The organism is Lysinibacillus sp. NPDC098008 (assembly GCF_044760715.1).
Lineage (GTDB): Bacteria > Bacillota > Bacilli > Bacillales_A > Planococcaceae > Lysinibacillus.
The window spans coordinates 79,947-104,099 of record NZ_JBIWBA010000004.1 but is presented as its reverse complement, the minus strand read 5'-3'; the positions used below and the strand labels follow the sequence as shown (position 1 = coordinate 104,099).

22 protein-coding genes and 1 riboswitch are annotated in these 24,153 nt (G+C 38.7%); of the genes, 16 read left to right on the top strand and 6 right to left on the bottom strand.

The genetic code is table 11. The annotated features are described in order from the left end of the window. The first annotated feature begins 102 nt into the window (after nt 1-102). Nucleotides 103-321: an alpha/beta-type small acid-soluble spore protein gene (locus ACIQVU_RS06380; RefSeq protein WP_340806928.1), complete on the top strand. Its 219-nt coding sequence runs from the start codon at nt 103-105 to the stop codon at nt 319-321. Nucleotides 322-391: 70 nt separating this feature from the next. Here the strand turns inward: ACIQVU_RS06380 and thiE are convergent, their stop codons facing one another. Genes thiE through thiM form a run of 3 tightly spaced genes read right to left on the bottom strand, consistent with a single transcriptional unit; the run spans nt 392 to nt 2,608 of the window. Beyond that, nucleotides 392-1,039 carry a thiamine phosphate synthase gene (gene thiE / locus ACIQVU_RS06375; RefSeq protein ID WP_340806927.1) on the bottom strand — a complete coding sequence of 216 codons (648 nt, stop codon included), beginning with the start codon at nt 1,037-1,039 and terminating at the stop codon, nt 392-394. After that, nucleotides 1,029-1,853, bottom strand: a complete 825-nt coding sequence (gene thiD, locus ACIQVU_RS06370) for a bifunctional hydroxymethylpyrimidine kinase/phosphomethylpyrimidine kinase (protein ID WP_340806925.1) — start codon at nt 1,851-1,853, stop codon at nt 1,029-1,031. Before thiD ends, thiE begins: the two co-directional genes overlap by 11 nt. Next, entirely contained in the window at nt 1,853-2,608 is a 756-nt protein-coding gene (thiM, locus tag ACIQVU_RS06365; RefSeq protein ID WP_340806924.1) for a hydroxyethylthiazole kinase, read from the bottom strand. Before thiM ends, thiD begins: the two co-directional genes overlap by 1 nt. 89 nt (nt 2,609-2,697) lie before the next feature. After that, nucleotides 2,698-2,796: riboswitch (TPP riboswitch) on the bottom strand. 183 nt (nt 2,797-2,979) lie between these two features. Between thiM and mbcS the strand changes: the two genes are divergently transcribed. From mbcS to ACIQVU_RS06340, 5 genes are all read left to right on the top strand, one after another. Continuing rightward, on the top strand, nt 2,980-4,581 hold the full coding sequence (gene mbcS, locus ACIQVU_RS06360) for an acyl-CoA synthetase MbcS (protein ID WP_402894457.1): 1,602 nt from the start codon (nt 2,980-2,982) through the stop codon (nt 4,579-4,581). 193 nt (nt 4,582-4,774) lie between these two features. Continuing rightward, on the top strand, nt 4,775-5,788 hold the full coding sequence (sppA, locus tag ACIQVU_RS06355) for a signal peptide peptidase SppA (protein WP_340806922.1): 1,014 nt from the start codon (nt 4,775-4,777) through the stop codon (nt 5,786-5,788). A 12-nt stretch (nt 5,789-5,800) separates the two neighbouring features. Further along, the gene (locus tag ACIQVU_RS06350; protein ID WP_340806921.1) at nt 5,801-6,427 is read left to right on the top strand and encodes an RDD family protein; all 627 of its coding nucleotides are present in this window, start codon (nt 5,801-5,803) and stop codon (nt 6,425-6,427) included. A 287-nt stretch (nt 6,428-6,714) separates the two neighbouring features. Further along, complete coding sequence (tpx, locus tag ACIQVU_RS06345; RefSeq protein ID WP_340806920.1) at nt 6,715-7,218, top strand: thiol peroxidase; 504 nt, start codon at nt 6,715-6,717, stop codon at nt 7,216-7,218. A gap of 89 nt (nt 7,219-7,307) precedes the next feature. Next, entirely contained in the window at nt 7,308-8,237 is a 930-nt protein-coding gene (locus ACIQVU_RS06340) for a class I SAM-dependent methyltransferase (RefSeq protein WP_340806919.1), read from the top strand. Between the two features lie 73 nt (nt 8,238-8,310). On the opposite strand, the gene ACIQVU_RS06335 is transcribed toward ACIQVU_RS06340, so the two are convergent. Then, nucleotides 8,311-8,760 (bottom strand): universal stress protein, encoded by a 450-nt coding sequence (locus tag ACIQVU_RS06335; protein WP_340806917.1) that lies wholly within the window; start codon nt 8,758-8,760, stop codon nt 8,311-8,313. Nucleotides 8,761-9,171: 411 nt separating this feature from the next. On the opposite strand from ACIQVU_RS06335, the gene ald reads away from it, so the two are divergent. After that, nucleotides 9,172-10,284: an alanine dehydrogenase gene (ald, locus tag ACIQVU_RS06330; RefSeq protein ID WP_340806916.1), complete on the top strand. Its 1,113-nt coding sequence runs from the start codon at nt 9,172-9,174 to the stop codon at nt 10,282-10,284. A 230-nt stretch (nt 10,285-10,514) separates the two neighbouring features. Here the strand turns inward: ald and ACIQVU_RS06325 are convergent, their stop codons facing one another. Continuing rightward, a complete protein-coding gene (locus ACIQVU_RS06325) occupies nt 10,515-11,603 on the bottom strand; it encodes a M24 family metallopeptidase (protein ID WP_340806915.1) in 1,089 nt (362 codons plus the stop codon). A 227-nt stretch (nt 11,604-11,830) separates the two neighbouring features. On the opposite strand from ACIQVU_RS06325, the gene ACIQVU_RS06320 reads away from it, so the two are divergent. Next, nucleotides 11,831-12,514 (top strand): metal-dependent hydrolase, encoded by a 684-nt coding sequence (locus ACIQVU_RS06320; protein WP_402894452.1) that lies wholly within the window; start codon nt 11,831-11,833, stop codon nt 12,512-12,514. A gap of 151 nt (nt 12,515-12,665) precedes the next feature. Continuing rightward, nucleotides 12,666-13,973 carry a DRTGG domain-containing protein gene (locus ACIQVU_RS06315; RefSeq protein ID WP_340806911.1) on the top strand — a complete coding sequence of 436 codons (1,308 nt, stop codon included), beginning with the start codon at nt 12,666-12,668 and terminating at the stop codon, nt 13,971-13,973. A gap of 78 nt (nt 13,974-14,051) precedes the next feature. On the opposite strand, the gene ACIQVU_RS06310 is transcribed toward ACIQVU_RS06315, so the two are convergent. After that, on the bottom strand, nt 14,052-14,357 hold the full coding sequence (locus tag ACIQVU_RS06310) for a YtpI family protein (RefSeq protein ID WP_340806910.1): 306 nt from the start codon (nt 14,355-14,357) through the stop codon (nt 14,052-14,054). A gap of 90 nt (nt 14,358-14,447) precedes the next feature. Here ACIQVU_RS06310 and ACIQVU_RS06305 point away from each other — a divergent pair, with 90 nt between their 5' ends. The 7 genes from ACIQVU_RS06305 to pyk all read left to right on the top strand — a co-directional run bounded on the left by ACIQVU_RS06305 (nt 14,448) and on the right by pyk (nt 24,114). Beyond that, nucleotides 14,448-15,395 (top strand): DHH family phosphoesterase, encoded by a 948-nt coding sequence (locus ACIQVU_RS06305; protein ID WP_340806909.1) that lies wholly within the window; start codon nt 14,448-14,450, stop codon nt 15,393-15,395. Nucleotides 15,396-15,414: 19 nt separating this feature from the next. After that, on the top strand, nt 15,415-18,495 hold the full coding sequence (dnaE, locus tag ACIQVU_RS06300; RefSeq protein ID WP_340806907.1) for a DNA polymerase III subunit alpha: 3,081 nt from the start codon (nt 15,415-15,417) through the stop codon (nt 18,493-18,495). Between the two features lie 133 nt (nt 18,496-18,628). After that, nucleotides 18,629-19,270, top strand: a complete 642-nt coding sequence (locus tag ACIQVU_RS06295; RefSeq protein WP_340806906.1) for a FadR/GntR family transcriptional regulator — start codon at nt 18,629-18,631, stop codon at nt 19,268-19,270. 21 nt (nt 19,271-19,291) lie between these two features. Next, complete coding sequence (gene accD / locus ACIQVU_RS06290; protein ID WP_340806904.1) at nt 19,292-20,149, top strand: acetyl-CoA carboxylase, carboxyltransferase subunit beta; 858 nt, start codon at nt 19,292-19,294, stop codon at nt 20,147-20,149. Beyond that, complete coding sequence (locus ACIQVU_RS06285; protein WP_340806903.1) at nt 20,142-21,098, top strand: acetyl-CoA carboxylase carboxyltransferase subunit alpha; 957 nt, start codon at nt 20,142-20,144, stop codon at nt 21,096-21,098. Before accD ends, ACIQVU_RS06285 begins: the two co-directional genes overlap by 8 nt. Before the next feature lie 268 nt (nt 21,099-21,366). Continuing rightward, a complete protein-coding gene (gene pfkA, locus ACIQVU_RS06280) occupies nt 21,367-22,326 on the top strand; it encodes a 6-phosphofructokinase (RefSeq protein WP_340808605.1) in 960 nt (319 codons plus the stop codon). Nucleotides 22,327-22,353: 27 nt separating this feature from the next. Continuing rightward, nucleotides 22,354-24,114: a pyruvate kinase gene (pyk, locus tag ACIQVU_RS06275; RefSeq protein ID WP_340806902.1), complete on the top strand. Its 1,761-nt coding sequence runs from the start codon at nt 22,354-22,356 to the stop codon at nt 24,112-24,114. Nucleotides 24,115-24,153: the final 39 nt, after the last annotated feature.

Sequence of the window (24,153 nt, the reverse complement as noted above, 5' to 3'; positions counted from 1 at the left end):
TGTATTGTTTGCTGTATCCCAATAGAGGCACAATTTACCTCTAAAATTTTTGTATTAAAAATCTAATATCGCACATTCTATATTCACAAGGAGGTGAGAAACATGACTACAAACAACAACCGTAATTCAAACAAGCTTGCAGTACCTGGTGTACAACAAGCACTTGATCAAATGAAATACGAAATTGCACAAGAATTTGGTGTTCAATTAGGAGCTGAAGCTTCAGCTCGTGCTAACGGTTCCGTTGGCGGTGAAATCACTAAACGTCTTGTACAAATGGCAGAATCTCAATTAAAAGGTATGCCAAACAACAACCAATAATTGCAGCATAAGCAATTATTAAACGTAAAACCAGTGACCGTAACAGGCACTGGTTTTAGTTTGTTTATATTTATCCTTTTTTATGCTCTGCAAACAACGACCTGAACATAGTTACTGTATGGGCAATATCTTTACTATCACAAATAGCAGAAATAACAGCAACACCGTCTGCGCCTGCTTGTAAAACTGCTGGTGCATTGGCACAATTAATGCCTCCAATGGCAACAATGGGAAGTTCACGGTTTTCACTGCGTACGCTTTGCAAAAATGCTGTGCCACTTGGTGGGTTGGCATCGCTCTTTGATGTTGTAGCAAAAATTGGACCAATCCCTACATAATCTGCCCCGTATTGCTGTGCAATTTGCAATTCGTCTTGAGAATGAACGGACACACCAAGAATCATTTTGCCAATTTTTTCTCGAATTTTACATACAGGAAAATCCTTCTGACCAATATGAATACCATCTGCTCCAAGCTTTATCGCAAGTTCTACATCATCATTGATAATAAATGGGACACGATATTGCTGACACAGCTGCTGACAATGGCGTGCAAAGTCTTCATAGGCTGGTCCTGTTAATGCATTGTGCCCCTTCTCGCGTAGCTGAAACATGGTAATTCCGTGCTGTAAGGCTTGTTCTAGAACAATGAGTGGTTCTTGAAGTCTGCTATTACCTGTACCCATTATAAAATAGAGCGCTAAATCTTCACGCTTCATAAATAGTCACCTCACAACAATTTTTGCTGTCTTGATAGGCAAAATGATTTGTCGGTCCATGTCCATGACCTAGTGCTAAATCATGTGTAATGGCTAGCTGAATAAATTTTTTCGCTTCGATGATTGCTTCTTTAATCGACAGACCACGTCCTATAAAAGCCGTTAATGCTGCGGAAAATGTACAACCAGTGCCATGTGTATTGTTAGTTGCAATACGAGGTGTTTGCATTGAAAAAGCTTGCCCATCGTTGAAAAATACATAGTCAATGGCATCCGTTGTATCTGCTAAATGACCACCTTTGATAATGACACAATGTACACCTGTTGCCAATAGATGGTCAGCGGCTTCTTTTATATCATCGATTGTGTTGATTGTTTTGCCTGTTAATGTTTCAGCCTCTGGAATATTTGGTGTTACAATGGTTGCGATTGGCAGTAAATAATGGCTAAGTGCCTCAATTGCTTCTTGCTGTAATAAACTTTCGCCACCTTTGGCAATCATAACAGGGTCAATAATAAGTGGAATGTTTGTATTAGCAAATGTATGTGCCACTGTTTGAATAATAGCTGGAGAAAATAGCATACCTGTTTTTACAGCACTTATTGAAAAATCCTCAAGCAATGCCTGTAGTTGTTGTTCTACAAAAGCCGCCTCAATTGGCAAAACACCTGAAACACCAAGTGTATTTTGAGCTGTTAAAGCTGTAATAACAGTCGTTCCAAACACTTTTAATTCTTGGAAGGTTTTTAAATCAGCTTGTATACCAGCGCCGCCACTGCTATCAGACCCAGCAATCGTTGTAACAATTTGCATTATTGCTCACCATCCTTTGATAGACGATTTAGTTCATTTAACACAGCAATTTGAAAATCACCAATATATTGTGCAGCAGCGGCAGCTTGCTCAGCAATTTGTTTATAAAGCTTTAGTACCTCAGCTAATTGCTGGTAGGGCTGCTGACCAGCTACATAAGCAGCACAGCAAATCGCACTTAAGAGGCAGCCTGTTCCAGTAACATCTGTCATTTGCACATTGCCGCCCGCAATCCATTGCTGTTGAGTGCCATCCGTAATAAAGTCCTTTTCTCCTGTAACAATGACGATACATTGATAAAGCCGTGCGATTTTTCTTGCCTCATCCTCTATAGCAATGGAGCCAGTTCCACTATCTACGCCCTTTTGCTGCCAATCTATATTCGCAATGGCGGCAAGCTCGCCAATATTGCACCGAATAGCTGCAAATTGAATTTCTTTTAATAGTTGCTGTGTAGCTTGCTTGCGATAAGCTGTTGCGCCAGCGCCAACAGGGTCTAATAGAACAGGGATACCAAGTGCGTTTGCTCTTTTACCAGCCAATAGCATGGATGTTTTAGCTGTATCATTTAGTGTTCCAATATTAATCAATAGGCCTGAGGAAATTGCCACCATTTCCTCCACCTCCTCATTGCCATCAGCCATTACAGGTGAGGCACCAATTGCTAAGAGTCCATTTGCTTGGAAATTCGCTACGACATAATTTGTAATACAATGAATTAATGGATTTTTTTTACGGATTGTTTCAATAATCATTATAAGTCCTCCTTTGTTGGATGGACGTAAGCATGCAAAAAGGCTCTTTTTTGTGTAAAAATACACGTAAAAGAGCCTGTCATCAGTAAAGATAGATGTAAATTGCTCCCTACGCCAGTATTAACTAACAGGTTCAAAGGGTCAGGTTTTACCTTCTCAACTCATCATGAGTCCCCCTGCAATCTTATTTTTAGTTGACCAAAATGTACCATATTTTTTTAGCTTATTCAATAGAGAATTCATATGAATATGACTGATACCATATACCGAAATATGATAGTTGTCATGACTTTTGGCAAATTGGGCGCAAAGCATTGAAAATCATAAAAAGGGAGCTTTATAATGTGTCATAACAAAAGGGGGCATTTGCCGTGAACAGACAAGATTTAATTGCACCAGAATGGTATAACATCACAGAGGAAATTGAAAAATATGCACAGGATACAACAAAGAATGCATTAATTATTTGTGACGAACATCAAAATGTTCAATGGATTACATACACACATTTATTTGAAAAGGCAAATCAGGCAGCACATGTCTTTACAAAAGAGGGCTTAGCAAAAGGTGATGTAGTACTTGTAATGGTGCCGCGCTCTGTAGAAGCCTATATTGTTTATATCGCTGCTCTAAAAGCGGGTTTAACCATTATACCAAGCTCAGAAATGTTAAGAACAAAGGATATTGAATATCGCATTGAACATGCAGAGGCAAAAGCCGTTATTGCGTATGAGCCTTATATTGAGCAATTCGACAAGGTAGAAAATTTACAAGGTATGCAGCAATTTGTTATTGGGCATGCACATAAGCCATGGCAGCCATTACTAGAAAAAATGCAGCAGCAACCAACAACTTACATAAATGCTACTCCAACCAAAAGCACAGATATTGCATTTTTAGCTTATACAAGCGGTACAACAGGTAATCCAAAAGCTGCGGTGCATAGTCATAGCTGGGGCTATGCACATTTACGCACAACAGCACCCCATTGGTTAGGTGTCCAAGAAAATGATATTGTTTGGGCTACAGCAGCACCTGGTTGGCAAAAATGGATATGGAGTCCATTCCTCGCTACACTAGGAAGCGGTGCAACAGCATTTGTTTATCAAGGGAAGTTTGATGCAGCTACTTACCTAACATTGCTTGAAAAATTCAATATTAATGTTCTATGTTGCACACCAACGGAATATCGTTTTATGGCAGCACTTAATCATTTACAGCACTATAATTTAAGTGCTATTCGTCAGGCTGTGTCAGCAGGTGAGCCTTTAAATAGTGAGGTGATTAAAGTATTTTCAGACGTTTGTCACGTGCAAGTACGTGATGGCTATGGTCAAACCGAAAATACATTGCTGGTCGGTACAATGGTGGGCATGGAAGCAAGAGCTGGTTCAATGGGAAAACCAACACCCGGCAATACAGTAGACATTATTAATGATGAGGGTCAGCCTGTTGCAGTTGGGGAAGTGGGAGATATAGCTGTTCACCAAGAAACACCTGCACTCTTTAAAAAATATTTAAAAGACCCTGAACGTACACAATTACAATTCCGTGGTGAGTGGTATATTACAGGAGATCGTGCCTACAAAGATAAGGATGGGTATTTTTGGTTTGAAGGACGCGGGGATGATGTGATTATTTCATCAGGCTATACAATTGGACCATTTGAAGTAGAGGATGCCTTAATAAAGCATCCAGCTGTCAAAGAAGCTGCTGTTATAGCAAGCCCTGACAAGGTTCGAGGAAATATTGTTAAGGCATTTATTGTGCTTCATCATGGTGAAATCGGTGATCAGCAGCTTATACAAACATTACAGCAGCATGTAAAAGCATTAACAGCACCATATAAATATCCACGTGCTATTGAGTTTGTAGAGGAGCTACCAAAAACCTCTTCTGGGAAGATTCGTCGTGTCGAATTACGACAGCAAGAAGCGAAGCAGCTCACATCTTCATTATTTTCTGGGAAATAATATCGAAAATCAAAGTTCATGTAAGAGAATGGACTTTGATTTTTTTTAGGTTTTTGGTAAGGTATTATGAGGAAATAAATAGCATCAGTTTTATTGTTGGTTAGGCAGATGAGTCAATCACTTGCATATTATTTCAAAAAAATGAAACGAATATGGTAATTATTCGTATTACATGTTGAGGAGGCGGAAAGACATGAATGTAAAAAGATGGGTTGCTTTAGTAGTGGCAGGTGTTCTTTTATTGTTTTCATTAGGTGTTAACACTATTTTTGCGCTATTTAAGTCAGACTTCTTAGGGAATTTTGATAGCCTAATGGCAGGAAATAGCTTAGATGTTTATGAAAATGTTATTGAGGGTGATAATTTTGATAAACGCATTGCTTATTTAAAGGTGGATGGTACGATTCAAGATATTGGTTCAAGCACACTTTGGCAGCCAGTGGCATATGACCATCAATTTTTCTTAGAGCAATTGGATAATATTTTATATGATGAGTCTATTCAAGGTGTTGTATTAAGTGTTAACTCACCAGGTGGTGGCGTGAAAGAATCAGCAGAAATTTATAAAAAACTTGTTAAGATTAAAGAGGAACGACAAATTCCAATTTATGTATCAATGGATTCGATGGCTGCATCTGGCGGTTATTATATTGCAGCACCAGCAGATAAAATATTTGCACATCGCGATACAATTACAGGCTCTATTGGTGTTATTATGCAATCTATTAATTATCAGGCATTAGCTGAAAAAGTAGGCGTAAAATTCGAAACGTTTAAATCAGGTGCACACAAGGATATGCTAAGTCCGATGCGTGAAGTAACAGAGGAAGAGCGTGCGATGATGCAAGATATGATTAATGAAACATATGAGGAATTTGTAGATATTGTTGAGCAAGGACGTAATATGTCTGAGGCAGATGTTAAAAAAGTTGCAGATGGTCGTATTTTTGGTGGCACAAAAGCACTTGAAGCAGGCTTAGTAGATGAAATTGGTGATGAGGAAGCAACGATTGCTGCATTGCGTGAAGATTATGGATTAGAAGATGCTACTTTGTTCGAATATGCCTATGATATGGGTGGCTGGCAGTCCTATGTTGGGATGAAAATTGGCTCTATGTTTGGCCCATCGGCAGAGGAAAAAATGCTGATGAAAATCATGACAGACTATAGCGCACCTAAAATGATGTACTTATATGGTGAATACTAAGGAGGGAGTACAATGACAAACAATGAGATTGTTATGCAAGGTTCACCCTCTACGGAGAATAGTGCTGTAATGGAGCCATCGGATGTAGCGATAAAATCCAAAAACTATGCTTTAAAAACAGCAGGCTTTTGGGTTCGATTTTGGGCATTTTTATTAGATGGATTTATTGTTACGGCTATAGGCGGTATACTCGTTAATCCTATTTTTTATCTAATGGATTGGTCTTTATCAGAATCTGTTTGGTATGCACCAGTTTCTATTATCACAGCAATCCTCTATTATAGCTATTTTGTGCTAATGACAAAGTTTTTTGGGCAAACATTAGGGAAAATGGTATTTGGTTTACGTGTTATTTCCTTAAAGCATGAAAAGCTTACTTGGTCAGATGTACTATTTCGTGATTGGATAGGCCGTATTATCAATAATATTTTTATGCCACTATATATATTGGTTGTGATTTTGCCAGAAAACCAAGGCTTGCATGATTATTTTGCTGATACAACAGTAGTGCATGAAAAAGTTTTTGTTGAAAAAGAAGTAGTATCATCGCCTTTACCAAAGCAAGAGGATATAACAGTAGCAGATGAACAAAAGGAAAGCGTGGAACTTGCCAAGCTAGAAGAAAAACATGAGCAATAGTTGAAGCTACTATATTTAATCAGGTGTGTTGATGGTATAAATAATAAGCGTATTTTGTAGGGAAAAACACTGTTTTGTTGATTAGCGTGGAGGAGGTATCCACGGAATTTAATAAAATTCTAGCTAAGCTCTGTAAAATACAGGCTCATCAACATGTCTGCTATTTAATAGTTGCTGTTAAAAAGGATGTTTGTGATCATTGCTTGTAAGAAAGTAAGCTGTCTGAGTTGCAATGAATTCCCTTCATTTAGTAATATGAATACATATGATGATGAGGAGGCGTTTAGATGGCACAAGTAACATTTAAAAATGGTCCAGTAACACTAGTAGGAAATGAAGTAAAGGTGGGCGACCAAGCACCAGATTTTACAGTATTGGCAAATGACCTATCACCAGTAACATTGAAAGATTCAGAGGGGAAAATTCGCTTATTCAGTGTTGTACCATCATTAGATACTGGCGTATGTGATGCACAAACACGTCGCTTTAATGAGGAAGCAGCTAATCTAGGTGATAATGTAGTAATCTATACGGTATCTGTTGATCTTCCATTTGCTCAAAAACGTTGGTGTGGTGCAGCAGGTATTGATGCTGTTCAAACTGTTTCAGATCACCGCGACCTTTCATTTGGTGAGGCATATGGTGTGTACATTCAAGAATTACGTCTTCTGACACGTGCAGTATTTGTTGTGGATGCTAATAATAAAGTGACATATGTTGAATATGTTCCTGAAGCAACAGATCATCCAAATTATGAAGCAGCAATTGCAGCTGTCAAAGCACTGGCATAATGTATTGCTTTTAGGCTAAGATAATACTAGACAAAAGAGCTGTGACGAGTTTTTGTCACGGCTCTTTTCTGCGTGAAAGGAAGTTATTTATGGAAAATATCGAGAAATTATTTGGGTTGTTAAATGAACATGCTGAAAAAGTTGAACAAGAACAAAATGTAACATTGCTAGAGGGGCTATTAGAGGGCTTAGAGGCATGGTTAGATGGTGAGCTTGATTTTTCACAGCAAGATGCAACGAAAGAGGATATTCGTAAAGCTATTCAAATTGCCATTTTAAAAGGAATGCGCAAAGGTTCACAGCCAAACCATCAAATGACTCCTGATACATTAGGTTTATTAGTTGGTTATTTTGTAGAGCAAATATTTGCAGAACGTCTTGAGCATGAAAAAATTTCGATGTTGGACCCAGCAGTAGGCACAGGCAATTTATTATTAACGGTTATGAATTTATTGGATGGAAAAGTAGATGCAACTGGCGTAGAGGTCGATGAGTTACTCATTCGTTTAGCCGCTGCCACTGCGGACTTAACGGAACAGCCTGTTTCTTTATATCGTCAGGACGCTTTAGAGGATTTATTGGTAAATCCTGTTGATGCAGTTGTATGTGATTTACCTGTTGGCTATTATCCAAATGAAGAGGTTGCTCTTAATTATGAGCTATGTCCATCAGAGGGAATGAGCTATGCCCATCATTTATTTATTGAGCAGTCCATCAATTATACAAAGGAAGGTGGTTATTTATTCTTCCTTGCACCATCACATCTTTTTGAGTCAGAGCAATCGAAACAGCTACACAAATATATTCAAAAGCACGCTTGGATTCAGGCGATTATTCAGCTACCAGACGCCATGTTTGCCAACAAAGCATTAGAGAAGACGATTGTTATTTTACAAAAGCAAGAAAAGACATTAAAAGCACCTAAAGAGGTGTTATTAGCTAAAGTACCGAATATGCAAAATAAACAGGCACTTGCCTTATTTTTTGAAAAAGTGAAGATGTGGAAAGAGGGCAAATAATTGTTCGTGTTCACAAAGTCAACACAAGTAAAAAGGTATCCTAGTAGAAGGATACCTTTTTATGTATTGCATATTAATTTTCTGGTGTACGGATAACAAGTACATCACATTTAGCTGAGCGTACAATTGCTTCAGATACTGAACCGATTAGGAAGCGTTCAACTGCATTTAAACCAGTTGCACCACAAATAATTAAATCTGCGTCTACAACATTAGAAAGCTCTTTTGTGATGATATTTTTTGGAGAACCATACTCGATAATAAGGTTAATATTTGTTAAACCTGCATCCTCAGCTTGCTTTTTGTAGCCATTTAATAGCTCCTCAGAAAATGCTTGCGCACGCTCTGCAATGGAGCGGTCATATGCCTCGATTGCTGCAAATGAACGAGTATCAATAACATTCACTAGATTTAATACAGAACCCTCATTACGTTTTGCAACATCAATTGATTTACGAAATGCATATTCAGCCTCTTTTGAACCATCTACTGCCACAACAATGCTTTTATAATGATTAGCCATTTGAATAACCTCCCTAATTTGTATATGTTGATTATACCAAATGATTTTCTAAAGGAAATACTTTCCGACAGAAAATTTGTAAAAAAGTGAAGGAATTTCACTTCAATGTATATTTATCTAATTCCCACTATTTAAAGTATGTAAACGTTTTTTTGTAGTCATAATGCTTGAATAATGTTACCAATTCATTGTTATGCTAACCGTACTATTTAGTTTTTGAATATAATAATTTAAGAGAGTTTCCATGGTTTGAATATTCTGTATTTTGAAAATATTAGGAACCTTTTTGTTTTAATTTTAGTTAAAGCTTTTTTTGTATTTGTTTGGTAATATGGAATTGTAAGCGGTTCATCAATCCATCGTTAGATAAATGATGCTGATTTCTTAGGTTACGGAAGGGGATAGGAAACAATGAAGATTGGTATTCCAAAGGAAATTAAAAACAATGAAAATCGTGTGGCAATGACACCAGCAGGGGTTGTGACATTGACACATGCAGGGCATGAGGTATTCATTGAAACAGGAGCAGGCTTAGGCTCAAGTTTTACAGATGCTGACTATATTGCAGCTGGAGCACATATTGTGCAAACTGCCAAAGAAGCATGGTCACAAGAGATGATTATGAAGGTTAAAGAGCCTGTAGCTTCTGAGTACGATTATTTCTATGAGGGTCAAATCTTATTCACATATCTACACTTAGCGCCAGAGATTGAATTAACTCAGGCACTTTTAAATAAAAAGGTTGTAGGTATTGCCTATGAAACAGTTCAATTAGCAAATGGTTCGTTACCATTGCTTACACCAATGAGTGAAGTAGCAGGTAAAATGGCTGCACAAATTGGTGCACAGTTCCTAGAGAAAAATCATGATGGTAAAGGTATTTTACTAGGTGGCGTATCAGGTGTACCACGCGGTAAAGTAACAGTTATCGGTGGTGGTATTGCAGGGACAAATGCTGCGAAGATCGCTGTTGGTATGGGCGCAGATGTAACAGTTATTGATTTAAGCGCTGAGCGTTTACGCCAATTAGAAGATTTATTTGGTCGCGATGTGCAAACATTAATGTCTAATCCATACAATATTGCAGAATCAGTGAAAAATTCTGATTTAGTGATTGGTGCTGTGTTAATTCCGGGCGCAAAAGCACCAAAGCTTGTGTCTGAAGAAATGATTCAGTCTATGCAGCCAGGCTCAGTTGTTGTGGATATTGCAATTGACCAAGGCGGTATTTTTGCGACATCTGATCGTGTTACAACACATGATGATCCGACATATGTCAAACATGGTGTTGTACACTATGCTGTCGCTAATATGCCTGGAGCGGTTCCACGTACATCAACAATTGCCTTAACAAATAATACAATTCCATACGCACTGCAAATTGCCAACAAAGGCTATAAACAGGCTTGTCTAGACAATGCTGCATTGAAAAAAGGTGTAAATACATTAGATGGACAACTTACTTATAAAGCAGTGGCAGATTCACAAGGATTACCATATGTCAGTGTGGATGAGCTAATTTAATAAATAAAAAAGGAAGCATATTCATAGTGCTTCCTTTTTATAATGATTGGTTTCAGGAAAGAGTAAGTATCCATTACTTGTAATTGCTGCCGAAACTGATAAAGATGCTAGCATACAAGCATTTTCACTAGTAAAAAACGAACAATCCAATGTGAAACTGTTATCAAGTTTTTCAGAATCGTTCGTTCTTTCTGTTGATAAATAAGACAACGAGCTATGTTGCAATCCTTTTATAGAACAATTAATTCTTTTGGGAATTTTGTTAGAACTTCAACGCCATCTTTTGTTACAACCACATCATCCTCGATACGAACTCCTGTTACATCTGCTTTATAAATCCCTGGCTCAATCGTAAAGACCATACCTTCTTCCATTGTCAGAGCATTTGCTCCTGTTACGGAAGGGAATTCGTGTACGGAAATACCAAGGCCATGGCCAAGGCGGTGTGTGAAATATTCACCATAGCCTGCTTCTGTAATAGCATCGCGCGCAATTTTATCTAAGTCCATTGCACGAATACCAGGCTTCACGGCTGCAATTGCCTGTTGATTAGCAGCTAAAACGGCATGATAAATGTCTTTCTGTGCTTCACTAGGCTCCCCAAAAGCAACAGTACGCGTAATATCTGAGCAATAGCCATCATAAATAACGCCAAGGTCAAACAATACCATATCACCCTTTTCAATTTTACGAGCACCTGGTGTACCATGTGGTGATGCTGTTTTAGGACCACTTAGTACCATTGTTTCAAAGGACATTTTACAGCCCTTATCTTGAATAGCCCTTTCAATTGCTGTAAGAATTTCCATTTCTGTTTTCCCCTCAGCAATTTCCTTGCAGCCAACTTCAATAGCATAGTCAGCAAGTTCCGCAGCCTTCCGCAATTTATCTAATTCCTTTTCATCTTTGATCACACGCATGGCATTTATTTTTTCATCAAGGCGAACAAAGTTTGCCTGTGGAAATGATTGCTGTAGTGCCTCGAAACGCTCAACGATTAAATGTGCTTTTTCAATAGCAATTGTATGTGGAGGTACTTGGCGTGCGGTAATCGCTTGCGCAACAATTTCCATTGCATTATCAGTATCTTGATGACCAATCACCTCGTAAGACCACCCAGCATCCTTAGCATCTGGAATCTCCATTTTAGGACAAATTAGAAAAGGTTCAGCCTCCTGAAAAATCATCACACCTAGTAACCTTTCATGTGGATTACTGTTAAAGCCTGAAACGTAAAAAACATTATCAGGTGTTGTGATAAATGCTGCATCGATGTTGTTTTGCTGTAAGTAACTTTGAATTTCTTCAACCTTTGACATAAATATGTCCTCCTTTAATACCATGGGGAATTGTACGATAAAGTGTCGATAACTATTATTAACACGCTCTATCTTGTGAATTGAATAACTGTGTTCTAACAGGGTATATAGCTGTTAGAGAACCTTATGATTATTCTCTGTACAAGCATATCAAAAAAAGGGAAAACACGCATGGATAGCGAATAAAAATGATGAGCCATAATTTGAAAGACAGGGAGGATTTTTCAATGAAAATAAGTTATCATGGACATTCGGTTGTTAAAATTCAAACAAATGAACAAACCATTTTAATTGATCCATTTATTAATGGAAACGGACAAACTGATTTAATAGTAGCGGAGGAAGCACCTGATATTATTATACTGACACATGGGCATAATGATCATGTGGGCGATACAGTGGAGCTTGCCAAGAAAAAAGATGCGCTTGTTATTGCACCAAATGAATTAGCGAACTGGCTTTCTTGGCAGGGTGTAAAGGTACATCCTATGCATATTGGTGGCGCAAAGGAATTTGATTTTGGTAAGGTGAAATTTACACAAGCTTTCCACGGCTCTTCTTATGTAACAGAAAATAATGAAATTATTTATATGGGGATGCCAGCAGGCGTTTTACTATTTATAGAGAGGCTAACAATTTACCATGCAGGTGATACAGCCCTATTCGGTGATATGAAGCTAATTGCTGAACGTCATCCAATTGATATTGCGTTTTTGCCAATTGGTGATAATTTTACAATGGGACCAGAAGATGCAGCTTATGCGGTATCATTGTTAAAGCCGAAAATTGTTGTACCGATTCATTACAATACATTCCCACCAATCGAGCAAAATCCACAAGTTTTTGCAGATTTAGTACAAAATGCAGAAGTTCAAATTTTAAAAGCTGGTGAAAAAGTAGACTGTTTCTAATCATTGACCGTGCTGTACTATATGATTGAATACCACGCTGGTAGTTGACATAATGGGAAAGGTTAAGCAATTTCATCACTTTATATTCAATATTTTTATAAAAAATATGCTACACTAAGAGCTAATGGAAGCATAGAAAATAGGTGATATTTTGTCGACAAAACATGAGAAAATTTTACAATACATCGAATCACTACCCGTGGGCGATAAAATTTCAGTACGTCAAATTGCAAAGGAAATGCAAGTAAGTGAAGGAACGGCTTACCGTGCGATAAAGGAAGCAGAAAACCGTCGCTTAGTAAGTTCCATTGAGCGTGTTGGAACCATTCGTATCGAGAAAAAAAAGAAAGAAAATATTGAACGCTTAACATTTGCAGAAATTGTTAATATTGTAGATGGTCAAGTTTTAGGTGGCAAATCAGGCCTACATAAAACATTAACAAAATTTGTGATCGGTGCGATGCAACTAGAGGACATGATGCGTTACACAGATGCAGGCAGCCTATTGATTGTTGGAAACCGTATTAAAGCGCATGGTAATGCACTTCGAGCAGGTGCAGCTGTATTAATAACAGGTGGTTTTGATACAACTGATAGTAATAAGGAACTTGCGGATTCGCTGGATTTACCAATAATTTCAACAAGCTATGATACATTTACAGTAGCAACAATGATTAACCGTGCAATTTACGATCAGCTCATTAAAAAAGATATTTTATTTATCGAAGATATTTATATCCCAATGACGGATACAGCTGTATTAAAAAGCGATGAAACGATTTGTCATTTCCAAAAGCTGAATGAGCAAACAACGCATGGTGCATTTCCTGTTGTCACACAGCAAAATAAGCTTGTTGGGATGGTTACTGTTAAAGATGTTATTGGACGTGAGGAAAATGAACTGATTGAAAAGGTTATGACCAAAAATCCGATTGCAGGCTCTATGAAAATGAGTGTAGCTTCTGCAGGACATCGCATGATTTGGGAAGGCATCGATTTGTTGCCAATCGTTGATGATGATAATATTTTGCAAGGTGTGATTAGTCGCCAAGATGTATTAAAGGCACTGCAATTAGCACAAAGGCAACCTCAGCATGGTGAAACAATTGATGATTTAGTGAAAAATGAAATCAAGGTGCTTGGTGACGAAGAGTTAATTGTAGAGTTTAAAGTCACACCTCAAATGACCAATCAATACGGGGCGATTTCTTATGGAGCCTTTACAACCTTGTTAGCAGAGGTAGGCTCATTTGCATTAAAACGCCGTAAGCGTGGGGATGCGGTGGCAGAGAATATGACGATTTATTTTATTAAGCCAGTGCAAATGGAAAGCACGCTAACGGTGAAGCCTCGAATTTTGGATATGAGTCGTAAGTTTGTGAAAATGGATTTCGAAGTGTACAACCAACAAATGCTTGTTGGAAAGGCAATGATGATGTTCCAGCTATTAGAACGTTAAATAGTAGAAAGGGGTATCTCAACGTCATTTGAGATACCCCTTTTCCATGATAAAAATATATGGGAATGGCTTATTTTCTTATTGATTGATACGAAACTCTTCTTCCACAAATTGGCCATAATGACGTGCTTTTTTCGTATTTTCTACAATCACAAAGATGCCTAATACAACAAGAATTGTTACAATAATAAATGTATAAAGCCCTGGGAATAAGTAGGCTTGGTTTAAAGCGAAAAACAAAATAAAGGACCCAAAGCCGATATTCGCCTTACTTTTGTACCATTTTTTAGCAATAGGCAATGGAGAACGAAACTGTTTTGTTTTAAAATAGAAATAAAAGACGAAAGATATAATAATCGCAAATACAAATATTAAATTGAGCATAGTAAACCTCCTAGCATAACTAGACATTATTGTAACGATTATTATCGAAAAATGCTAACGGTTCTTACTATCATTTTGGAGGAATTTATTGTGAAAAGACAAATCATCGACACAATTGCTGCATACGACACTATTATTATTCATCGGCATGTACGTCCAGACCCTGATGCTTACGGCTCCCAGCAAGGACTAAAAGCGTTAATTTTAGCAAACTATCCTCATAAAAAGGTGTTTGCTGTAGGAGAGCATGATGCCTCTTTAACATTTATGGCACAGCCTGACCAAATCACAGATGATATTTATAACAATGCTTTAGTCATTGTAACAGACACTGCCAATACAGAGCGTGTAGATGACCAGCGTTATACACAGGGGAAAATGGTTATCAAAATTGACCATCACCCAAATGATGATGCTTATGGTGACCTTTTATGGGTAGATACAACAGCTAGCTCTTGCAGTGAAATGATTTATGAGCTTTATGAGGAAGGGAAGGAAGTGGCTAACTGGCAACTTTCAGCGGCTGCCGCACGCCTATTATTTGCTGGTATTGTTGGCGACACAGGAAGATTCCAATTCCCAAGCACGACAGCGAAAACATTTAAAGTGGCTTCAGAGCTGATTACATATGATTTTGATCGCAATCAAATTTTTGATGGTATGTATGAAATGGAGCAAAAACTACTAAATTTACAAGGTTATATTTATCAAAATTTTCAAATGGATAAGCATGGAGCCGCACATATCAAGCTAACAAAGGAATTGCTGGCAGCACATGATGTTGTACCGTCAGAAGCCTCGCTATTAGTCGGCTGTCTTGGCAGTGTGAAGGGAATATGTGCATGGGTTGTGTTCATTGAGGAGGGAGAGCAAATCCGTGTGCGTTTACGTTCAAAGGGACCAGTCATTAATACATTAGCAAAGGAATTTAATGGTGGTGGGCATCCGCTTGCATCTGGTGCTACAGCTTATTCATGGGAGGAAGCAGATCGCGTTATCGCTAGATTACAAGAGATTTGTAAAGCGTACCATTCATAAAGAAAAGGAAGGGATTCATTTGACACATGTATATACAAAAATGCATACGAGCGCGGATTTATTGAAAAGTACAATTCGACTTGAGCAATTGATTCCTTTTTTACAAGAGCAAAAGACACAGGCCTGTGCAATCGTTAATACGAAATTGTACGGGCTTTTGCCTTTTTGCAAAGCGATGCAGCAGGCTCATATTCATGCGGTTATAGGGCTTTCAGTAAAGGTGCAGTGGCAGGAAGAAATCATACCACTTGTACTGTATGCGCAGTCACAGGAGGGCTATCAAAATCTGTTGAAAATTAGCAGTGCTATTTCCATTAGGGAGGACGAGATATTACCTTGGAAATGGCTTGAAGGCTATGCAGCGGGCTGTATAGCAATGCTATCAACGGATGATTTAATAGAGAGTGAGAACTGGTATCCAATGGTTGATGCTGTCGCCCAGTTATTTCAACATTATTTTTATATGGGCATTGCAAGACCAGGAGGGATAAAAACAGCGAATGAGGAGGCATTTGTAGCATGGTGTCAAAACAATGCGATCCAGCTTGTTGCTACTCAAAGCTGTTATTTTTTACGACCAGAAGACCATATTGCCTATGAGGTTGCAAGGGCAATTGATACAGGAGAAAAGCTTGGCACAACACTACGAACAGCTAGCTTACAAGGATATTTTGTGCCAACAGCAGATGAATGGCAAAGCTGGTTTTCTGATCGCCCAGAGTGGTTAGCATCTAGTGCAGCCATGCTTGCAAGCTGTAAAGCAGTGATTCCTGACATGCCTGTGCAAATGCCTAAGTTTCCAGTGCCAGTAGGCGAAACGGCTGAAAGCTTGCTTGTAAAAGAGGCGTTTAAAGGATTGGAGGAGCGCTTTAAACAACAAGAAATACCAGCTAATTATCAGGAGCGCCTGCAATATGAGCTGGATATTATTTGCACGATGGGCTTTGCAGATTATTTTTTAGTTGTGGCTGATTTTATGCGCTTTGCCAAAGACCATCGTATTTTAACGGGACCCGGTCGTGGCTCGTCAGCAGGCTCACTTGTTGCCTATAGTTTATTTATTACGCAAGTAGACCCACTTGCTTATGGCTTATTATTTGAGCGGTTTTTAAATCCAGAGCGTATTACTCTACCTGATATTGATATTGATTTTGTCGATAGTAAAAGGCAGAAAGTTATCCAGTATGTTGCGCAAAAATATGGCAAAGCAAATGTGGCACAAATTATTACGTTTGGTACATTATCTGCTAAGGCTGTGGCTAGGGATGTAGCAAGAGTTTTTGGCTTTGATGCGGAAACATTAGAGAAAATTTCTAAAATGATTCCGAATAAGCCGGGAATGACCTTGCAAAGAGCGCTCGCAGAATCGCATGATTTACAGGGCTGGCTTGCAGCAGATGACAAGCATCAGCATTGGTTTGAAATAGCTTTAAAGTTAGAGGGATTACCAAGAAATTCATCCACACATGCAGCGGGTGTTGTGCTTGCTCCATCACCATTAGTACAAACAGTACCAATTGAAGAGGGGCATGATGATATCTATTGTACACAATGGCCAATGGGAGATATCGAAGCATGTGGTCTTGTTAAGATGGATTTTTTAGGCTTGCGTAATCTCACCATTTTAGAGCAGATGCGTTGGTCTATTTATAAAGCAGGAGGCCCGTGGATTGAATTTGAACAAATTCCTCTGCATGATGCAGAAACATTCCAGCTGTTACAAAGAGGCGATACACTCGGTATTTTCCAATTAGAATCAGAAGGAATGAAGCAAGCTTTACGGGATATTCGTCCAACGCATTTTTTAGATATTGCGGCTGTCAATGCACTATATCGTCCGGGTCCAATGGAATTTATTCCTGTCTATGCAAGAAGAAAAGCGGGCAAAGAGCATATTGCTATGCCCCATCCTGTGTTAGCGCCTATTTTACAAGAAACCTTTGGCGTAATTGTTTATCAGGAGCAAATTATCCAAATCGCCTCTGTGCTAGCAGGCTTTACAATGGGACAGGCTGATTTACTGCGTCGAGCGGTTAGTAAAAAAAATCGCCAAATTTTAGAGGAGCAGCGTGCTGTCTTTGTAAATGGAGCATTACAACAAGGCTATGAACAATCTGTGGCAGAAGAAGTATATGAATTGATTGTGCGTTTTGCTGACTATGGTTTTCCTAAAAGCCATGCAGTAGCCTATAGTGTGATTTCCTATCAAATGGCTTATTTAAAGGCACATTTCCCGCATAGCTTTTATGCAGCATTGCTATCAAATGCAACAGGGAACATCGATAAAATTTTACAGCTTGTGCAAGAGGCAAAAGACAAGGGAATTCCGTTTTATCCACCTTCGTTAAAAAATAGTACAAAATATTTTACAGTAGAAAATCAAGGGATTCGCTATAGCTTATCAGGCATTAAGGGTGTTCCTCATACGTTTATAGATAAAGTCAAGACATTACGACAAACAAATCCAGAAACATTCAATAATTTATTTGATTTGGCTGTTGCCTTAAGTGCACAGCATTTTAAGCCAAAAGTGATGGAGTCGTTAATTTTCGCAGGTGCACTTGATTATTTAGAAAAGGATCGTGCTGTTCTTATGATGACAGTGGATGCTGCATTGAAACATGCTGAGCTACTAAGACCGACTGAAGATATTGACCTAGCAACAGCGACCACCTTCAGCTTTGGCACGCCAAAATATGTGGAGGCAGCAGCCATGTCACAAAAGGAAAAATTGATGCATGAGAAGGAGAGTTTAGGCTTTTATATTTCTGCACATCCAGTCACAGAAGAAAGGCTATACTGGTCTGATCTTAATTGCACATGTCGAGAGCTTAAGCATACACGAGATGGTACTTATGTGAAAATGCTTGGCTTGATTGAAGAAGTAAAAAAAATTCGAACAAAAAAGGGCGAGCAAATGGCTTTTGTGCAGCTTCAGGACGAATATGGGGCTGTGTCTATTACATTATTTCCACAAGTATTTCAGCTTGTTCAAGATATATTGCGAGAGGATGATATACTTTTTATTGAAGGAATTTTGGAGCGACGCTTTGGCAAACCACAGATCAAAGTAAAACATGCACAAGCGATGAAAAAGTGAGGAATTTAAACAAGAATTTAGAAACTGCATGAAATTTTATGCAGTTTTTTCTTTACTTTTGGATAGTTCTTTTGTAAGCTAGAGTCAATGTTAAAAGTGGTCTGGCCACTTTTTGATAAGGGGAGTTAGTCGTATGGATAAAAAAACCGAACAAAAGAAAGTGTTTTTAGAAATCGTCCAACAATTACGTCAACTCATTAAAATGGAAAAAATTCAAGCAGGTGAAAAGCTGCCCTCCGAGCGAGTTTTATCAGAGCGTCTAGGCGTTGGGCGGTCTTCTGTTAGAGAGGCACTGCGCAGCTTAGAATTACTAGGGCTTATTGAAACAAGACACGGCGGTGGTACTTTTCTTGCCTCTACTCATAAACATCAGCTTGTAGAAATATTGTCGATGTTTATCTTAGAAGATGAAAAATCAAAAAGAGATGTCGAATTAACGCGACAAATTCATGAAAAGGAAGCAATTCGCGTAATAAGTTGTACAGAGAATCTTCGCACACTGCCCGTGTGGGATGGTTTTTTTGTGAAGCTGGAAATAGAGGGTGCGGTGAATTGTCGAGATATTTTGCGAGAGTTATTAATTACGACAGGCAATCGTCTTTCATTGAAAATCTGGTTTCAACTAGCAGCTTATGATGGCGACCGCTTAAATCGAAGCTCAACAGAAGACGAAAAATTAATGATCCAAACGATGTTGAAATCGATGCAGCTTGGTTACGAAAAAGAAGCATTAAAAGCTTATGAGCAGTGGATGAATACTGTCACAAGCACTTAGACAACGAAGGGGGAGTCAAACATGGCAATACGCAGTTTATTTAGTGGCAATCGAAAAAAGAAAGAGGATGGACAGGAAAAGGGATTTCCAGAGGGATTAATGACCAAATGTCCTGAATGTCGTCATATTCAATTAACAAAAGAACTCGAAAAAAATCATAAAGTATGTACAAAATGCAATCATCATTTCAAAATGACAGCACAAGAGCGTGTAGACTACTTCTTAGATGAAGGCTCTTTTGTGTCCATGGATGACCATTTACAAACAACTAATCCACTTAATTTCCCAGCATATGTGGAGAAAATTGCGGCAGACCAAGAAAAAACAGGCTTAAATGAGGCTGTTTTAACAGGTGTAGGTACATTAGATGGAGAGGAAGTTGTTGTAGCCATTATGGATTCTCATTTCCGTATGGGTTCAATGGGTTCAGTAGTTGGTGAGAAAATTACACGAGCAGTTGAAAAAGCAACAGCACTAGGTGTGCCATTTATTATCTTTACGGCTAGTGGTGGCGCACGTATGCAAGAGGGTGTATTATCCTTAATGCAAATGGCAAAAACAAGTGTGGCATTAAAGCGTCATAGTGATCAGGGCTTATTATTTATTTCGATTTTAACGCATCCAACAACCGGTGGGGTTTCAGCAAGCTTTGCATCTGTTGGTGATATTAATATTGCAGAGCCACAAGCATTAATTGGCTTTGCAGGACGTCGTGTTATCGAAGAAACAGTTAGAGAAAAATTGCCGAGCGATTTCCAAACGGCAGAATTTTTATTAGAGCACGGACAGCTTGACGCAATTTTCCATCGTCAGGATTTACGTCAGCAAGTGTCATTACTTGTAAAAATGCATACGAAAGGCGGCGTACAACATGCCTAAAAATTTAGCGTTTGAAGAACCAGTCGTACAATTACGAGAAAAAATTGATGAATTAAAAACAATTGCTGCTGAAGCAGATGTAGATATGACAGGTGAAATTGAAAAGCTTGAAACACGTTTAACGCAATTAGAGCAGTCTATCTATACGAATATGAAGCCGTGGGATCGTGTGCAGGTTGCACGACATCCTGAAAGACCTACAACATTACAATATATTGAAGCAATGTGTGAAAACTTTATTGAGTTGCATGGTGACCGTACCTTTGGTGACGACGCTGCCATTTTAGGTGGAATTGCCATGTTTGAGGGACAGCCAGTAACTGTTATTGGACATCAGCGCGGAAAATCTACAAAGGAAAATATACGCCGCAATTTTGGAATGCCACATCCAGAGGGCTATCGTAAAGCATTACGTTTAATGAAACAGGCAGAAAAATTTAAACGCCCAATTATTTGTTTTATTGATACAAAAGGTGCGTATCCCGGTAAAGCTGCGGAAGAACGAGGACAAAGTGAAGCTATTGCTAGAAACCTTGTTGAAATGGCGGGCTTAAAAGTGCCAGTTATTAGCATCGTTATTGGTGAAGGCGGTAGTGGTGGTGCGCTAGCATTAGGTGTAGCTAATCGTATCTTTATGTTAGAGAACTCAACCTATTCGGTTATTTCGCCAGAAGGTGCTGCTTCAATTTTATGGCGTGACGGTAGTCTTGCGAAGCAGGCGGCTGAGGCAATGCGTATTACAGCACCGGATTTAAAGGAACTTGGTATTATTGATGGCATTATTCCTGAAATTATTGGTGGAGCACATCGCAATGTGGCAAAGCAGGCACTTTCTATTAAAGAGTGCATAAGTGACACACTTCAAGTATTAAATTCACTAAGCGATGAACAATTAATTGAAGATCGCTATGAAAAATTTAAGAAAATTGGGCAATATACAGAGGTGTAAGAAGCGTATAAATTTGCTCGGAAAGGGTTAAAATTTGTATCCTAGCCTCTAAAAGCTTTTAAAATTAAAGAAGATAATCGCGCAAAATCGACGTCAGACTTCTTGAAGAAATGTTAAATTTAGGATGTTTTTGAATGGAAAGAGTGTGTGAAAGCGCATTCTTTTCATTTTTTATGTAAAAGTTATGTTTTTATGCCCACAGAACCCTTACATAGTTTGTTTTTTCATGTTAATGTGAATAATAATAGTAAATGCAGGAGGTCCGATGATGAAAAAAATTGCTGTATTAACGAGTGGTGGAGATGCACCGGGAATGAACGCAGCTATTCGAGCAGTTGTTCGTAAGGCAGCATTCCATGGAATCGATGTTGTCGGCATTAAGCATGGTTATGAGGGCTTAGTAAAAGGCTCTATGGAAGAACTTAATTTAGGCTCAGTAGGTGGCATTATTCAGCGTGGTGGCACTTATTTAAATTCGGCAAGGTGTCCTGAATTTAAAGAGGATGCAATTCAGCAAAAGGCTATTGAAAATTTGCAGGCAGCAGGCATTGAAGGACTTGTTGTAATTGGTGGCGATGGGTCATATCGTGGTGCAATGGATTTAGTGAAAAAAGGGTTCCCTGTTGTAGGTGTACCAGGAACAATTGACAATGATGTACCAGGCACTGAATATACAATAGGCTTTGATACGGCACTTAACACCGTTGTAGAATCCATTGATAAAATCCGAGATACAGCTACATCCCATGAAAATTCTTTTATTGTTGAGGTTATGGGACGTGATGCAGGAGATATTGCACTATGGGCAGGTCTTGCAGCTGGTGCTGAAACGGTGCTTATCCCAGAAGAAGATTATAATTTAGATGAGATTGTGGCACGCTTAGATCGTGGTGCAGCACGAGGGAAGAAGCACAGCATTATTATTGTGGCAGAAGGTGTTATGTCTGGAAATGAGCTGGCAAAGCTATTAAAGGAGCAAACAGGAAAAGAAACACGTGTATCTGTCTTAGGTCATATTCAGCGTGGTGGTTCACCAACAGCGCGCGACCGTGTGTTAGCAAGTCAATTTGGCGCACATGCTGTAGAGCTGCTTATGGAAGGCAAGGCTGGCAGAGCTGTAGGTATTCGCAATCATCAAGTGATTGATTATAATATGCCTGAAGCTTTTGAAAAGAATCATGAGGCAGATGTTAGCCTTTACACATTAATGAAAGAACTATCAATATAATTTGTTATAAAACGGAGTGGGCAAATAATGAGAAAAACAAAAATCGTATGTACAATTGGACCTGCAAGTGAGTCACCAGAAACATTAGAAAAACTAATTGAAGCAGGTATGAATGTTGCCCGTTTGAATTTTTCACACGGCTCTCATGAAGAACATGCAGGACGTATTCAGTTAATACGTGAAGTCGCACAAAAACTAAACAAATCAGTTGGTATTTTACTTGATACAAAAGGTCCTGAAATTCGTACGCATAATATGAAAAATGACGAGCTTCACTTAACAGCAGGACAAGTAATTGATATTTCAATGACAGAAGTAGAAGGTACAGAAACAAGCTTCTCTGTTACGTATGATCGTTTAATTGAAGATGTTGAGCAAAACGCAATTATTTTACTAGATGATGGTCTTATTCAATTACGTGTTTTAGCAAAAGATATGGAAAAAGGTTTAATTCATACGATTGTTGAAAATGCTGGCGTCTTAAAAAATAAAAAAGGTGTCAATGTGCCAGGTGTTTCTGTACAACTGCCAGGTATTACAGAAAAGGATGCACAAGATATTTTATTTGGTATTGAACAAGGTGTTGATTTTATCGCTGCTTCCTTTGTTCGCCGAGCAAAAGATGTGCTAGAAATTCGCGAATTGCTTGAACAAAACGGTGGTAGCCATATTCAAATTATCCCAAAAATCGAAAACCAAGAAGGTGTCGATAATATCGATGAAATTATTCTTGTGTCTGATGGATTAATGGTTGCACGTGGTGACCTTGGTGTGGAAATTCCAGCAGAGGAAGTACCGCTTGTACAAAAGAAATTAATTTTAAAATGTAATCAAGTCGGCAAACCTGTTATTACAGCAACACAAATGTTAGATTCAATGCAGCGTAACCCTCGTCCAACACGTGCAGAGGCTAGTGATGTAGCGAATGCTATTATTGACGGAACAGACGCAATTATGCTGTCAGGGGAAACGGCTGCAGGTTTATATCCAGTGGAATCTGTACAAACAATGAATAAAATTGCACAGCGCACAGAAGACTCATTAGAATATAAATCCATTGTTTCTGCACGTAGCCGTGAAAAAGAGGCTAATATGACAGAAGCGATTTCTCAAGCAGTAGCGTATACATCCATTAATTTAGGTGTAAAAGCGGTATTAGCACCAACAGAAAGTGGTAATACAGCAAGAATGATTGCTAAATATCGCCCAGGTGTACCAATTGTTGCTGTGACAGGCTCTGCCCATACAGCAAATACATTAACGTTAGTATGGGGTGTCTACCCAATTGTTTGTCAGCGTGTGACAACAACAGATGAAATTTTAGAGTTAGCTGTAGATGAAAGCTTGAAATACGGTTATGTTACACATGGAGATGCTGTTGTCATTACAGCAGGTGTACCAGTAGGAGAAGCGGGCACAACAAACTTAATGAAAGTTCATATTATTGGTGATTTACTAGCTCGTGGTCAAGGAATTGGCAAAGCATCTGTAGTTGGTAAAACAGTCATTGCAAAAAATGCTGCTGAGGCACTTGCTTATGATACAGATGGCTGTATCCTTGTCACAATTGGTTCAGATCGTGATATGATGCCAGCATTAGAAAATTGCGTTGGTTTAATTACAGAAGAAGGTGGACTAACAAGCCACGCGGCAGTTGTTGGCTTAAGTCTTGGCATTCCAGTAATTGTTGGTGTAAAAGAAGCGACAACATTAATACGCCACGGTCAAGAAATTACAATGGATGCAGAAACAGGTGTTATTTATAAAGGACACGCTAGCGTTCTGTAATGTATAGCAAAGAAGCTGTCTAAAAACAGCTTCTTCTAT